The organism is Clostridium thermosuccinogenes (genome assembly GCF_002896855.1).
Taxonomy (GTDB): domain Bacteria; phylum Bacillota; class Clostridia; order Acetivibrionales; family DSM-5807; genus Pseudoclostridium; species Pseudoclostridium thermosuccinogenes.
On sequence record NZ_CP021850.1, the window covers coordinates 1,449,262 to 1,463,360 of the forward strand.

A 14,099-nucleotide genomic window follows, 5' to 3' on the forward strand; every position below is an offset into this window, starting at 1 on the left:
AATGCGCTCAGAGATATATGTTATATGTATTATGCTATTACAGCGGGGAGCTTTATGCGTACAGTTGTACCTTTACCCAGGATACTGCTGTAGCTAAGACCGTATTCCTGACCATAATACAGTTTGATTCTGTCGTTGGTATTTTTTACTCCATATCCGTGCCTACGGGTTGATTTGTCTTCAAGAAGTATCTGGTTGACCACTTCTTCAGGCATACCCACTCCGTCATCCTTGACTTCTAGAATGATAATATTGTTTTCTTTTTTTGCAGATATATTTATTGTTCCTGATTTTTCTTCCTTTTCAAATATACCATGTATGATTGAATTTTCTACTATCGGCTGAAGAATGGTTTTCAATGTTGAATACTCATATATACATGGTTCAATATCCAATATTAATTTTATCTTGTTTTCAAAACGTAGATTTTGTATTTGCACATATAACTGAACATGCATCAACTCATCTTTAAAAGAAATTACATCTTTTCCCTGACTGAGGCTCAGCTTGTAAAACTTTGATAAGGAAGCGACCATTTGTGTAATTTCTGGAATGCTGTGCTTAATAGCAAGACAGTTTATAAGATCCAGTGAATTATATAGAAAGTGGGGGTTAATTTGGGCCTGCAGGGCTCTTAGCTCCGCACTCTTCATTTCCTGACCCATGATGTATTTTTCTTCTATCATATCAGACATACGTGTCACCATTTTATTGAAACTGCCTATAAGCTCACCTATCTCATCTTTACCTATCTGCCTGAGCGATACTTTTAAATTACCGTTTTCAACCTTTTTCATTTCACGGTTAAGAAGGAATATCCTTTTGAGACTTGATTTGGAAGTGAAATATGCAAGAAAATAAGATACGGAAGAAATCAGAATTAATAATATTATCATTTCATTTCTTAACTTGTTCTGAAGTACGACTATATCGCTTTGTGGGATGATTGCGTGAACATACCAGTCTGTAAAATTAAGCTTCTTTGATGTGATGGCATATTTGCTATTATCGACTGTTATGAATTCCCATTGCCGTAATCCAGATTTGCCGGAAACAGTCTTCATTTTGTCCCAAAAAGAGTTTTGCTTAGCGTTCGGTATAGGAAACAGAATTTCGTCGCCATCGGTAATGAATACAGCGCTGTTTTCAGTTATTGCAGCATTTTTTAAAGCAGTTTCCACCTTTTCTGTCTTAATGTCCACCCTTAAAGCCGCAAGGGGCTGCTTAAGCGATTCCAAACTGTAAATGATTCTTACATATGAGAAAAAATCCAGGCTGGATGTGTCTGAATCCTCTAATTTGAATGGAGGTGCCCATAACTTGTTTTGATCGTTGCTGAGTAAATTTTTATACCAGCTCTTATCTGATATTTTTGCAAGGCTGAATATATTAACATTGTTTTCTGAGTAATAGGAATTAATATTTATATAAAAGCGGATAATATCAATATCTGACACTTTCTGAATATAATCAAAGCGTTTTATCAGCATTTTGTAATCTCCCAACTGTTCTATAGGGGAGTAATCTGTTGTATCCTTGGATGCGATTATATAGATATCTTCGTCAAATAATATGTTTTGCATTGCATTATTCATGCTTTGGAAATATCTCTCAAGGATCGACACACTTTCATCAAAGGACTGAGACGCAGAGTTTATTGTCTGCGTGAGAACAAGCTCGTTTATCCTGCTGTATGAAATGAGTGTGAAAATAATCAAAGGAATAATGATAAACGCAATAAATATAAAAACGATTTTTGTTTTTATCGAAACACTATCAATAATATTGGTAATTATCTTATTGAGCATTGTTTTCATTGCGATGCTTCTCCCTGAAATGTTTGGGTTTTATCCCCACAACTTTTTCAAATACTTTCGTAAAGTATTTGGCGTCATGATAACCGACATTTTTTGCAACCTTATTTAGTTTCACGCTGCTGTCTTTCAAAAAATGCTTTGCCTTCTCAATCCTTACTTCGGTAATGTACTGATTGATCGTTTTTCCGGTCTCCTTTTTGAACAAAAAGCTTAAATAATTAGGAGTGAGATATATATGTTTAGCGATTTTATCTATGGTTAACCGCTCGTCATGGTAGTTCGCCAAGATATAAGATGTAACCTTTGAAATTATGTTTTTATCATTACTATCTTCAATTCCTTGAAAAAGCAAGTCAATTACTGTGGACAGGCAGTTTATAATCTCTTCCAGAGTCGGTGCGTTGTTTATGTATTGCAACAGTGAAGTACGCATATTTGTAAGCACAGAAATATTTCTGTCTTCAGCAAAGCGTAAAAATAACAGTATAATATCTGTAAAAATTTTTTTAATGTACTCTGAATGAGTATTAGGATATAATTGAATGTCATTTCTCAGCCTTTTTATAAATAGAATAGCCTCATCCTTTTTGCCAGATTTGATATTTTCCAGTAAGTCATTTAGTCTACTTTCATTGAAAGAATAGGGGAGGCTGTTATCTGTATTATAAACATTTATACTTCCGGTAATAAAGCACCTTTTTTGTGCAATAACAGCCTTTTGAAAGGAATTATAAATATTATCCCTGCCCTGAACTTCGCATCCGATACCGATTAGCACTGTTTTTATATCGGGACGGAATGCTTTAATATCCGACTGCAGCTTTTGCATAAGGGATATAAAAAACTCCTTATTAAAAGTGCTGTCTGTTTTAAAGTGGATTATTATATATTCCTCATCTTTTAGAGCTGTAAGGCATCTTTCATTTGTAGAATGTGTGACATTATTGATGTTTTGTTCAATATAATCTCTTATCTGTTCCAAGTTTTTTTCTATTCCGTCTTTTGCAGACTGTAACCAAATTAGCGATGAAATGTAAGTACTGCATTCCGGGAGTTCGAACTCCGTAATGTGAGTACTTACAAAGGTGCTTTTGCCAGCAGGTGCTTTCTCTGTAAGCATCATACAAAGCTTTTGCTTTATGAGCGGTAAGCTAAACAGCATTTTTTCTCTTGCCATTATACATTCTGAGGCAGCTTCTCTAAGAGCATCAGTTATTTCCTCAATATTAACCGGTTTTTCAACATAATTGACTGCTTTGAGTCTAATGGCCGACTTAAGATATTCCTTGTCTGAGTATCCGCTTAAAAATATAAATCTGCATTCGGGCAACCGTCTCTGTAAATTCTCGGCTAATTCGATACCATTCATTTTAGGCATCTTTATATCACTCAAAACCATGTCAGGTTTGAAATCTGAGGCTATTTTGAGTGCGCTTAGACCATCATCGGCTTCTCTTACTTCTGCTATACCAAGAGAAGACCAAGGAAGGAAATTTACCAATATATCCCTGGTAGTTTTCTCATCATCAACCACTAAAGCTTTCAGCAAGTCAGGTTCACTCCTTTAGCAATCATATGCACAATGGGAAAACAGAGAATAGCTTTACAAATGATTATAACACATGTTGATGTTATTTTAAATATGGTGGCTGATAAAGTTTCCCAGTAAAAATATGACCCACTTCCTGTCAAAAACTCCTTTTGAGAGTTTTTAAGAATGCCTTTTCAGCAGTGCAAGGTGATGAAAATTGGGTGTCAACTAACAGCCTTTTCTGCTTGCTGTTTATATACCTGCCGGATAATGTCTTCAATATTTGCTTCCTCCAAGGTTAAATCCTTAATAGGATATTTTTTGGATATATCGGTGATGAGCTCGTGAACCGATATGGATTCTTTTTCAAACTCAAAGCAGATGTGGTTTCCGTTCTGGTACACAATTCTGGCTTTTTCATGATGAATGTCCCGGGGAGCGTTATAAAATTCCACTATGAGCCTTCTAACCGGTGCTATCTTTTTTATGATGGAATCCAACGAACCGTCTTCAACGATTACACCCTTGTTTATCACAATGATTCTTTCACAAAGCTCCTGAATATCCACCAGGTCGTGGGTTGTCAATATGATGGTGGTCTTGCTGCTTTGGTTTATATCCCTGATAAACTTGCGGATGGAATGCTTTCCATCCACATCCAGACCGATGGTGGGAAAGCAAATCCCATATCTTTATTTAGAAATTCTGCTGCCGGATAGGAAATTTACTATATAATCCCTAATTTCTCCCAGTAGGCCTAAATCTATAACCCAAAAATATAAGAGCCCAAAAATTGCCGACAGCAGCCATATAATCAAAAACCCAAGGGCCACGCTGACTAAAAATAGTATAAAGTTTATTATTGATGCAGGCATCAGACTTTTTATGAAAATGCTGTAAATGAGCAATAAAGGCAAAAACCTTTGCACAAGGTTTACGACAATTAGACCTAAGTCGTCAGCTAAATACATGGCAAACACATTGATGGGCTTTATGTAATCAACTGCCACATTCCCCATCCTGATCCGCCCGCGCAGGGTTCCTTCTATACTATGCACGTAAACATTGTTAAGAAAGGCTATTAAAATTGTAAAGGTAAGCATCTGTTCGTAGGTAACGTCCGAAACAGCAGCTTTATCGCTATACAGGGTTTTCCATAGCAATAAGTTCAGCGAAATAAATATAATCTGTTTTGGTATAGCAAAAATCAGCTCAAAACGATATGTCAGTGAAGTCAATATTCTTATTTTAATCAGGTATAAGTATGCTGCTACCAAGCTTAGTCACTTTCTTTGCATAGAAATAGATTAATCAATAATGTCATATGTGGCATAAGTTTATGAACGAGATAAGGAAATATCCTGATTGGCATGCTGATTTAATAATACTAGCACAGATTCTCATGGTTTCCAAGATGAACTTACATTATATCTAATTTTTACCATATTATAATTACAAATGTATCATCATTAAGGCTAATCACTATGCGGGTAATAAGAGTAATTATAGCAGCAATTAGCTTATTTACAGCATAACGCGAAGATGAGAAGTGATTTTATATTGAAATATGAGAATGACTGATTTATAATTATATAGGTTTTTGTGGCAGGAGGTGCGCAGGAATGTATTGCTTTGCCGGAGCAAAAGCAAATATTGCAGGTATTATACCAATAATATATGTTACAAGGGATAAGCATGTACCTTTTCAATTAAATAGTATTCCGGAGAAGACACATTCTTGCTGTTAACATATTCTGTATCGTTGTATATGAAGTGACAGTGGTTATGTGCCTCTGTCATTTTTTTGTGTCGTTCTCCCTTGGATAATAAATGAAAGGATGGATGAATCGCAATTTATGAAAACAGACATTAAACATAAGGGGAACACCCTTTTCAATAAAAAAATTTTACTATTTTTACTAAGTCAGAACATATCATTATTCGGCTCCTCTGTTGTGGGTTTTGCCATTATATGGTATATTACCCTGAAGACTTCATCCGGGCTATGGCTGATGTTGTCCACTATCTGCTCCATGCTGCCGCAAGTGGTGATATCCCTTTGGGGCGGTGTTTGGGCAGACAGGTATAACCGCAAGTATCTGATCATGCTTTCGGACGCATTTATAGCCATAGCAACCCTTGGCCTGGCTATTTCGTTCTGGGCCGGATTTCAGCGCATGGAACTTCTGCTTGCGGTTTCAGTAGTGCGTTCAATTGGTTCCGGTATTCAAGCTCCTGCCGTGAATGCTATTTATCCGCAGATTGTACCTCAGGAGGGATTAACAAAGATACAGGGCATAAACCAGACATTGAGCTCTGTTTTAATGCTTCTTGCTCCTGCTGTGGGAGGTGCCATGCTTGGCACGATGGATATTGCGTGGACTTTTATGCTGGATGTAGTTACAGCAGCACTTGCTGTCCTGATTATCAGCTTTATCAAGGTGGAAAGAATCGAACGGACCGACGAATCCACATCTGTATTTGTTGAGCTTAAGCAGGGCATCCAATATACATTCCGCCACCCATTATTACGGGGAATCGTTATCTGCTATGCATGCTCTTTCTTCTTGATTACTCCTGCGGCGGTACTAACTCCCCTTCTGGTGGAAAGAAGCTTCGGCAATGATGTATGGAGGCTGACTGCAAATGAGATGGTTTGGACAGTCGGCTCCCTGGTTGGAGGCATGTTTGTTGCGCTGTATGGCAGCTTTAAAGACAAGGTCCGTACTACTGCCATGTGTCTTGTGGCTTTTGGCATAACTTTTGGACTGTTGGGTATGGCAGGAAATTTTGTGCTATATCTGATTATCATGGGGACTTCAGGCTTCTTTATGCCGATTATCGCCACAGCACAGACAGTGTTAATCCAGGAAAACACCGAGCCAACCATGATGGGACGGGTCTTTTCCATAATACAGATTATCGGAGCCAGTGCTATGCCGGTAGCCATTTTACTTTTTGGACCATTGGCTGATGTTGTGTCGGTAGAGATCATATTGATTATAACCGGAGTTCTTTTGGCACTGGTGGGGATTGCGTATGAGCGCAGCAATAAAAAGACATCTGCGCTGCAAAAGGATATGCAATAGCTAAGGGAGTTTTAGAATGAGTGATTGTGAATTTTACAAATATAAAACAGAGTTTGTTGATTTAACTTGGCAGCATGATCTCATCGGCTCCGGTGTACTGGTGAAACTGTGTGAAAGAGAAATGAACTGATAGAAATATACCACATATACATTATTACAAAGTTGTGCGTGAAAGGTATCTTTCAAAATAAGGTAATAATTAGCAATTTGTTACTTAGATGTAATTAGATTGTAACAAACACATGATATAGTATTTTTAATAAAATAAATTATATATTGCTATCGAAAAAGCATGTAAATCCAATACTTTCATAGTAAAAGGTGAATTAAAGTCATTTATATCAGTGGAGGCTATAAATGAAAGATATCAAAATTATGTTATTTGGTATTGCTCTTATTCTGTTTGGAATTGCTTTAAAAGCAATGTTTATTGAGTATATAGAATCAGGTTTTCTATTATTTATGGAAAGAGTAATACCATTTATAGGTATTATCGTAACGGCAGTTGGTTTACTTACAACAGATTATGACAGAAAATAGGTTATTTCAAATAAGTGTTAACATGAAAATAAAAGTGTTATTTCGTGTTGACACTTATTTATTTATGTAAGTTACTTCGTTTCACGCAATATTATTACAGTAACATTGTAACTGGAGGATATGTAAATGAAAACCAGAATAGTTATTGTAATTTTACTTCTCTATTTGTCATTGTCGGTAGGTTGCAGTCGAACATACATCGATTCAATGCTTAGCGACCAAAGCACAGATGGATATGTTTTATTTCATGAAAGCAATAGTACTGACAGTGAAGTTATTATTGAAAAAAAACTAAATATTGATACTCAAAGCAGAGAAACTGATAAGCAAGTGCCAAAGGAAGACGATGAAAGCTCAACATCCAGGAAATATGTATATTATGAAGACACAATACAGACTTTGCTGGGCTATAAGCATTACAGCGGCAATGGTCCTTTGTAAGCGTCAAATAGCCCCCACCTTTGATTTAGCAGGGGCATAATATATATTATTTATTGGGCACTTTGCAATGACCCGGAAGATTTGCTGACCATGGCAACAAGGTGTCTAATGCATGTTGATCCTTGATATTTATATTCGGTAGACGTTCAAAGAGATAAGTAAGATATTCAAACGGGTTCAACCCATTCTCTTTTGCCGTCTCCACAATACTGTAAATTGTTGCGCTGGCATTGGCTCCTTTAGGCGTGTTGCTAAACAGCCAATTCTTCCTCCCGATTACAAAAGGCTTTATCGACCGTTCACTTCGGTTGTTATCAATCTCTAGCCTGCCGTCCAGCATAAAGGCCTCCAGCTTGTCCCACTGGTTCCGGCAGTATTGGATTGCTTTTCCTAATGAACTTTTGGGAGTTACTCTTGGACTCCAGTATTTGAGCCATTCCTTGAATTTATCAAGCACTGGTCGGCTGTGTTTCAATCGGCCCTCATATCTTTCTTCCGGTGTAACATCATGAAGCATTTTTTCTATCTCAAACAAGTTATTGCAAAATGCCAAACCTTCTTCTGTTACTGTGGGCTTGTCATCTTTTTTTGGAGGCATGGCTTTTAAGGCGTCGACAAAATAACGCCTTGCATGTGCCCAGCAACCAACCTGGATGATTCCGGGCATGCCACTATAACCATCATACCCATCCGTATGAAGGTAACCTTTGAATCCTTCAAGAAATTTTTTAGGATGTTTGCCAGCCCTGGTAGTTTGGTAGTCATAAAGAATAATCGGAGGCCCTTCCCGGCCGGTCCGGTATAGCCACATGTAGGAGGTTGAATCTGCGGCTCGCCCGGGTTCCTTGAGTACTTGGAGGGTAGTATCATCGGAATGGAGGATGTCCCTTTGCTGCAAGTGTTCCCGCATTCGTTCATATATCGGCCGCAGCCACCTGTCGGAGCTTTGTATCATCCAGTTCGCCATGGTTTGCCTGGATATTTCAATCCCCATCCTCTCCCAGTCCTGCTCTTGACGATAAAGAGGAAGCCCTTTTACAAATTTCTCCGTCATTACATGAGCTATGGCGGATGCCGAAGCCAGGCTTCCAGGAAGTGCCGGCTTTGGCATTGGGGCTGTTACTATCGGTGTAGATATTTCATTCTTCTCGCAATTACGGCAGCCATATACATACTGCACATGTTCCTTTACACGCACCTGAGCCGGAATAATTTCTATTTCCCGCCTTACTTCCTTGCTCATTTCATGCAGTTTGCCGCCACAGCAATCACAAACCTGCTCTTCTTCAGGCAAGCGATACTCTATGGTCTCTACAGGAATGTCTTTAAGCATTTCTTCTCTGTGCCCCTGCTTTTTACGACGTTTATATGTAATTTCCTCTAATGTTGGTTCGGGAACTGCAGGCTTGGCTTCTGATTCCGCCTCGTTGAAAAGATTTAGCTGTTCAGGGACTTCCGTCTTTTCACTTGAACGCCCAAAAAGCTTATGCTGATGCAGCCGGAATTGTTCTTCAAACCATTTGAGTTTTGCTTCAAGCTCGGCTTTTTCCTGCTTCAATATTTCAATTTCTGTTTGGAGTTTTTCTATTGTAACCGTTGATTTCACTGTGTTTTCCATAATTTTATTATATCATTTTTCTACGGTTTTTTCCAGGAAAATGATAAAAAATATAAATATTTTTGTCTTGAAAGTATTCATATTACTGCACTTACTGTCACTTTTTTGTGTGCCTGCTTCTGCTCCAAGGATAGTCCATCCAGCAGCCAACCCAGTTCACGGACACCAACCTTCATTGGAGTGCCGCAACTTTCTTTAGGCCATTGGAATTTGCCTTTTTCAAGCCTCCGGTAATATAGCCAGAAACCATTATGTTCCCATTGGAGGATTTTAAGCTTATCACGTTTTTTATTGCAGAACACAAATAGACAAGACGAGAAGGGGTCTAATGCGAAGCTTTGCTGGACGATGGCAGCCAGGCCATCGATAGACTTACGCATGTCGGTACTTCCACAGGCAAGGTAGACCTTGTCGGTGCCGGCTATGCTCAGCATAATTCCCTCAGCACCATTAGCACATCCAACAGATGCTTCTGGTCAAAGCCTGGTTTGACTTGAACTTCAGCTGGGCCAAATTTGATTTCGATTGATTGGCCTTTGCCTGTATGCTCTTTATGATCTACTTCTACCGGAATCCATTTGGGAGATTCTGATTGTATGATTCCGTTTTGTCTTTCTTTTCTCAACCAGTAGCTTAACTGACGAAGACTTATCCCCGCGGATTTGCAAAATGAAGTTTGCGTCTGTCCGCTGGATTTGTACTCTGCAATTATGGATGCCCATTTTTGATAAAGATCTGCTTTGGTCATAAAGTTATACCTCCAGTATATTTTCTGGAGAGATTATCTCATAAGCCTGTTTGCATTTAAATGTGGGTATTATTTACCGCTTACTTCAATACTATCTCCCTTTTAAATAAGGATTCTTCAGGGAAACGCGCCTGGCAAAAGCGGTCAAAATCACGTAACAGGGGTTCATACGATACACGCGTATAACCAAGGGATTCCTTGTAGGTAATCATATCATGTACGCTGTCCAGAGAAATATATTGTTTTGCAGATTCAATGTCACCATGGCCAAGCACCTGTGAGATTGTTGTAACCGGAATTTCGGCAACAGCCATATTTCTACCAATAGCGCGTCTGATTGCATGAAAACCCTTTCCATCAAAAGGTTTTCGGATAATTCCGGCTTTCTTTTGATAATCATTGAAAATATCAGCAATATATACACCGTTACTCAGATTTTGGTATGGTGCTTTTGTTCGAAGGAAAACATACATAGATTCGGAATTAGGCCTGCCATGAATAATGTAATCTTTAACTGCCTCACCGACAGCATGTGTAAGTGGTAAAGTTAATACTTTTTACGTTTTCTGCTGTACAATGTGGATTTCACCAGTCTTCCAGTCGATGTCCCTAAGCTTAAGATTTACAATATCGACAGCACGCAGTCCTGTATGTATTGCTAGAATAATGATGGCAAAATCACGTTTGCCAATGTTTGTGGTTCTGTTAATCTGATTCAGTATTTTATCTAGTTCATCGTAAGTAATGTAAGGAAATATCTTTGTTTCCCGGACGATGGGTTGGGAAAAAACCTTCTCACAATCAAAGTAAAGTCTCCCGGTTTTTTGCAGATATATGTGGAAGCTCTTGATGTACCCTCTCACATTTGACAGACTTCCGTATTTTAAATGATGCGAACAGCTTATCAGAAACAGTTGTATATCCTTGATGCTGATGTTTACAAGATCGTCATGCCCTTGTGCCTCCAAAAAAGCTAAATATTTTCGGATAGCCCAGGTGACATCTCCTTTGGTGTTTGCATGATATGAAGTCGAGGAAAGGAATTGTTCCAGAAGCTCTTCAAAATAGTCATTTAACTTGAATTTAGAGCCTCTTAACCTACAGGTCCACTGAATCTTACCAGTGGTGTAAAACTCACTCATGCGGTCTGCTGCCTTCAGTAGAGTACAATACCGGTCACGCTTGATTTCACCGTTTCTGAACTTCTCTTCGACCATAGAAATATAATCTGCCATAATCTCTGCGCTATATTGAGTTGCTCTGCGGCTGTGATAATATTTGCTGATGGACAAGTACAAATTATGATGGTACCTCCAGATACTGTGCTCTGTCAAACCGAAATTCCTTAATGCATCCATTATTTGAGGGATCATCTGATTAATATCTGTTGTTTCCATGTTCATAAATACCACTCCTAAGAAATAGAGTCAGAATTGCTATTTGCCATTCTGCCATTTCCATTATGGGTATTTCATGAACCAGATAAACACTTTTTGGAAGTTATCCCGACTTTTAATTTGATAACATAAATTTAATTGCCTTGGAACACCCGCTACGTGTATGAAATTATCCCGACTTCTGAAAATGCACTTTTACTGAAAATCTTATTGTTACACGTGTTGCAGAGATTTTATTTTTGTTTTCGGTATAATTCTTTTTTCGGGATAACTACAATATGAGACACACTGTCTTCCAGCAGTGCACATGCCGAAAAGAATAAGTGGTATGATGCAAAGCCTTATCCTTTTCGGCTGGTTTGCCATATTGTTCTGAAAAATACCTCTCACTATCCATTTCACTTTTTAGTTTAGCTAAACCGGACAGGGCTTAAATCAAAATATATTTCTTCCCAATAATCAGCAGACTTTTGGACATTTGTTGACCCCTCTGATTAAAAAGTTACGACAAGATAATTTATCCTACCGGGAGCATGTAAAATGAAAAAATGGAAATTAAGACTTCACTTTCTTAATAGTGAGGACTATTTGGCACTTTCATAAGTAACGAGAAACCCACTTGATTGAATTCCGATTTGGTATCAATCGTGCAAGATTTCGTTTATTGGAGATTATCTGGATTTTTTGTTCAGAATGAATAAATTAGTGTTCCATCTATATGCTAATAATGTTAATTTTCTATTACAAATCATATCTATTGCTTGATGGGGTTTTCCATAAAATGTATTATATTATTATGGCAAAAAAATTTTAATTTTGCTGTAACATTTTGAATACATTAAATATCTTATATATTTATTGAGGAGTCGAAGATATGATTTTTATTTTTACGAATGATAGGGACGATGAACGCTATGAGGACTCTATACAGGTATTGTTTGAGGAAAATTACGATAGAGCATTCAATACGGCAATAGCTATTCTTTTTAATAAAGAATTGGCTAAGGATGCAGTGCAAGAGGCATTTACTAGAGCCCTTTTAAAAATAAAAACGCTTAATGATAAAAGCAAATTCAATTCATGGATTTGCTCAATAACTAAAAATATAAGTAAAGACATGCTCCGGCAAATATGTATACAGAAAGGTAGAAACATATCGATTTATGATGAAGACGGTGATGTTAAAAATATAGTGGAGTTAAGTGATTTCAACGTTCCAGACAAAATATGTGAAGATTTGGAGATAAGACGAGAGATAAAAGAATGCATGGGTGAACTGGACATTGACTCACAACAGATTTTAAATTTGAGGTTTTATGAGGATCTTACTTATGAGCAAATAGCCGAACATATGAATATAAGTGTTAATACTGTAAAGGTAAAACTTCATAGGGCAAAGCATCGAATGAAAGAAAAGCTGGAAAAGCATTTTGATTCTAGGGAAGTGAGTAAAAATGTCTAAAGACTTCGATTCTTTTATAAAAGAGTTAGTAAAGGAAAGAATTGAGGAAATGCCGCGACCTCCAAAAGAGAAAGTGTGGGAGCAAGTAAAAAGCAGGTTAAGAAAAGAACGGAAAAAAGAAAAAAGAAAAAAGAAAAAAGGAGTGCCTTTAAACGGTTACGCCTGGCTTTTGTTGCCTGTGTTTTAATTGCATTGTTAACAGGATTATTTGTTAACTTTCAAACTCCCGTTATGGCGTTTACTAATAGAATTATAAAAAGCATAATAGTGATAACAGAAGATACTATTAAAATCTACAAAAAGGTTAACTCTCCTACAGATGGAAAGACTCCTGACTACCTTTTCGGCAGGGATATTGACGATCCAAGGATTGGTGAAGCACAAAAGAAAGTACATTTTAGACTGTTTATGCCGGAATATATACCGAAAGATTTCAAATTAGACAAAGTTGATGTTTTAAATAAGTATGAGAAGAAAGAAACCGTTACTTTTTTATATGTAAATACTAACAGTGATAATAAAGATTGTTTTGAAATTACGCAGCGGAGCTTCCCGAATGGGACAAATGTAGCATTAAACATTAAGAAGGATGAAAATACAAAGATTGAAAATTTAGTCATTGATGGAATAGAATATACTTTGGTGAATCATGAAGAACATCTTAATGGGTTATTATGGGATAGCGGTGAAATTGGGTGCGAAATCAATGGTAATATAACCAAGGATGAAATAATAAAGGTAGCAAAGTCAATGAAATAAGGGTGTACAAGTTGTACACCCTATTTTTTACCTAATCTACATATATGTAAGAGGATGTTGAATTTTGTGTTTCAGTTTGTGTACCATACTTGATATAGTGTACAGCCCTTGTCCTGTAATAATTTCCATGTTGGAAGCTTGTATTGGCACCTTCAGTTACACTTTTGGAGTTATATTGAGTAAAAGGCCAGCTTTGGACGTCAATCCACTGTGAACCATCCCATATTTGAAGGTATAGAGTAAGTTTTACTTGGTCTGACAAATAATTGGCTACCGTTGAGCCTTCAAGATATAAATCGCTTCCCGTATTGTCTATAGAGCAATAGTAGTTATAAAAAAGGCCGCTTGCTCTTTGAACAGATTCATTATCACTATCTGTACTACTACCATGATTGGGATCAGAGGACTCAATACCTTCAGTTGGCTTTGGAGGACGTTTTGTTTCCTCATTTGCAAATGCTATCTGTTGGAGGGATAGGACTACTAGTACAGTAAAAACAACCATTTTGATACACTTGTGCATTTTAAACTTCCCCTTTCGTGTATAAAAATATTTTTTCAATTATATTAAGACGAATTAACACTAAAAATGTTACACTTTTTCCGAAAATCAATTTGGGGAAATTTACAATAAACCTGTAACAAAATTTACCTCTAGACTGTCTTATAATATAACAAAGAAAAAAATTAACTCTCT

General features: G+C 37.3%; 13 protein-coding genes and 1 pseudogene. 5 read left to right on the top strand and 9 right to left on the bottom strand.

The genetic code is table 11. The features are described from left to right. Positions 1-29: 29 nt before the first annotated feature. From CDO33_RS06210 to CDO33_RS06225, 4 genes are all read right to left on the bottom strand, one after another. The gene (locus tag CDO33_RS06210; protein WP_103080263.1) at positions 30-1,817 is read right to left on the bottom strand and encodes a sensor histidine kinase; all 1,788 of its coding nucleotides are present in this window, start codon (positions 1,815-1,817) and stop codon (positions 30-32) included. Then, a complete protein-coding gene (locus tag CDO33_RS06215; RefSeq protein WP_103080264.1) occupies positions 1,798-3,366 on the bottom strand; it encodes a response regulator transcription factor in 1,569 nt (522 codons plus the stop codon). The genes CDO33_RS06210 and CDO33_RS06215 overlap by 20 nt, the downstream gene beginning before the upstream one ends. A gap of 206 nt (positions 3,367-3,572) precedes the next feature. After that, positions 3,573-4,004: a hypothetical protein gene (locus CDO33_RS06220; protein WP_103080265.1), complete on the bottom strand. Its 432-nt coding sequence runs from the start codon at positions 4,002-4,004 to the stop codon at positions 3,573-3,575. Between the two features lie 36 nt (positions 4,005-4,040). Next, complete coding sequence (locus CDO33_RS06225) at positions 4,041-4,586, bottom strand: ABC-2 family transporter protein (RefSeq protein ID WP_161496690.1); 546 nt, start codon at positions 4,584-4,586, stop codon at positions 4,041-4,043. 618 nt (positions 4,587-5,204) lie between these two features. Here CDO33_RS06225 and CDO33_RS06230 point away from each other — a divergent pair. From CDO33_RS06230 to CDO33_RS06240, 3 genes are all read left to right on the top strand, one after another. After that, positions 5,205-6,437, top strand: a complete 1,233-nt coding sequence (locus CDO33_RS06230; protein ID WP_103080267.1) for an MFS transporter — start codon at positions 5,205-5,207, stop codon at positions 6,435-6,437. Between the two features lie 357 nt (positions 6,438-6,794). Next, positions 6,795-6,977: a hypothetical protein gene (locus CDO33_RS06235; protein ID WP_103080268.1), complete on the top strand. Its 183-nt coding sequence runs from the start codon at positions 6,795-6,797 to the stop codon at positions 6,975-6,977. A gap of 126 nt (positions 6,978-7,103) precedes the next feature. Continuing rightward, complete coding sequence (locus tag CDO33_RS06240; RefSeq protein ID WP_103080269.1) at positions 7,104-7,418, top strand: hypothetical protein; 315 nt, start codon at positions 7,104-7,106, stop codon at positions 7,416-7,418. A gap of 46 nt (positions 7,419-7,464) precedes the next feature. On the opposite strand, the gene tnpC is transcribed toward CDO33_RS06240, so the two are convergent. From tnpC to CDO33_RS21220, 4 genes and pseudogenes are all read right to left on the bottom strand, one after another. Further along, positions 7,465-9,036 carry an IS66 family transposase gene (gene tnpC / locus CDO33_RS06245; protein WP_103089411.1) on the bottom strand — a complete coding sequence of 524 codons (1,572 nt, stop codon included), beginning with the start codon at positions 9,034-9,036 and terminating at the stop codon, positions 7,465-7,467. Positions 9,037-9,113: 77 nt separating this feature from the next. Continuing rightward, positions 9,114-9,470 (bottom strand): IS66 family insertion sequence element accessory protein TnpB, encoded by a 357-nt coding sequence (gene tnpB / locus CDO33_RS06250; RefSeq protein WP_028992631.1) that lies wholly within the window; start codon positions 9,468-9,470, stop codon positions 9,114-9,116. Next, positions 9,464-9,784, bottom strand: coding sequence for an IS66 family insertion sequence element accessory protein TnpA (gene tnpA, locus CDO33_RS06255; RefSeq protein ID WP_028992632.1), 321 nt, complete (start codon positions 9,782-9,784; stop codon positions 9,464-9,466). Before tnpA ends, tnpB begins: the two co-directional genes overlap by 7 nt. An 80-nt stretch (positions 9,785-9,864) precedes the next feature. Continuing rightward, a pseudogene (locus CDO33_RS21220) lies at positions 9,865-11,187 on the bottom strand (tyrosine-type recombinase/integrase). 868 nt (positions 11,188-12,055) lie between these two features. Here CDO33_RS21220 and CDO33_RS06270 point away from each other — a divergent pair. Both CDO33_RS06270 and CDO33_RS06280 read left to right on the top strand, forming a co-directional pair. Further along, on the top strand, positions 12,056-12,643 hold the full coding sequence (locus tag CDO33_RS06270) for an RNA polymerase sigma factor (protein ID WP_103083249.1): 588 nt from the start codon (positions 12,056-12,058) through the stop codon (positions 12,641-12,643). Positions 12,644-12,718: 75 nt separating this feature from the next. Next, positions 12,719-13,402, top strand: a complete 684-nt coding sequence (locus CDO33_RS06280; protein WP_103103167.1) for a DUF4367 domain-containing protein — start codon at positions 12,719-12,721, stop codon at positions 13,400-13,402. Positions 13,403-13,433: 31 nt separating this feature from the next. On the opposite strand, the gene CDO33_RS06285 is transcribed toward CDO33_RS06280, so the two are convergent. Further along, positions 13,434-13,925, bottom strand: coding sequence for a hypothetical protein (locus tag CDO33_RS06285; RefSeq protein ID WP_103083252.1), 492 nt, complete (start codon positions 13,923-13,925; stop codon positions 13,434-13,436). Positions 13,926-14,099: the final 174 nt, after the last annotated feature.

What these genes read in the sequence shown, in the direction of transcription:
- tnpA (WP_028992632.1), bottom strand. Translation starts at nt 9,784, where the DNA reads ATGACCAAAGCAGATCTTTATCAAAAATGGGCATCCATAATTGCAGAG.
- tnpB (WP_028992631.1), bottom strand. Translation starts at nt 9,470, where the DNA reads ATGCTGAGCATAGCCGGCACCGACAAGGTCTACCTTGCCTGTGGAAGT.
- tnpC (WP_103089411.1), bottom strand. Translation starts at nt 9,036, where the DNA reads ATGGAAAACACAGTGAAATCAACGGTTACAATAGAAAAACTCCAAACA.
- CDO33_RS06270 (WP_103083249.1), top strand. Translation starts at nt 12,056, where the DNA reads ATGATTTTTATTTTTACGAATGATAGGGACGATGAACGCTATGAGGAC.
- CDO33_RS06230 (WP_103080267.1), top strand. Translation starts at nt 5,205, where the DNA reads ATGAAAACAGACATTAAACATAAGGGGAACACCCTTTTCAATAAAAAA.
- CDO33_RS06235 (WP_103080268.1), top strand. Translation starts at nt 6,795, where the DNA reads ATGAAAGATATCAAAATTATGTTATTTGGTATTGCTCTTATTCTGTTT.
- CDO33_RS06285 (WP_103083252.1), bottom strand. Translation starts at nt 13,925, where the DNA reads ATGCACAAGTGTATCAAAATGGTTGTTTTTACTGTACTAGTAGTCCTA.
- CDO33_RS06240 (WP_103080269.1), top strand. Translation starts at nt 7,104, where the DNA reads ATGAAAACCAGAATAGTTATTGTAATTTTACTTCTCTATTTGTCATTG.
- CDO33_RS06210 (WP_103080263.1), bottom strand. Translation starts at nt 1,817, where the DNA reads ATGAAAACAATGCTCAATAAGATAATTACCAATATTATTGATAGTGTT.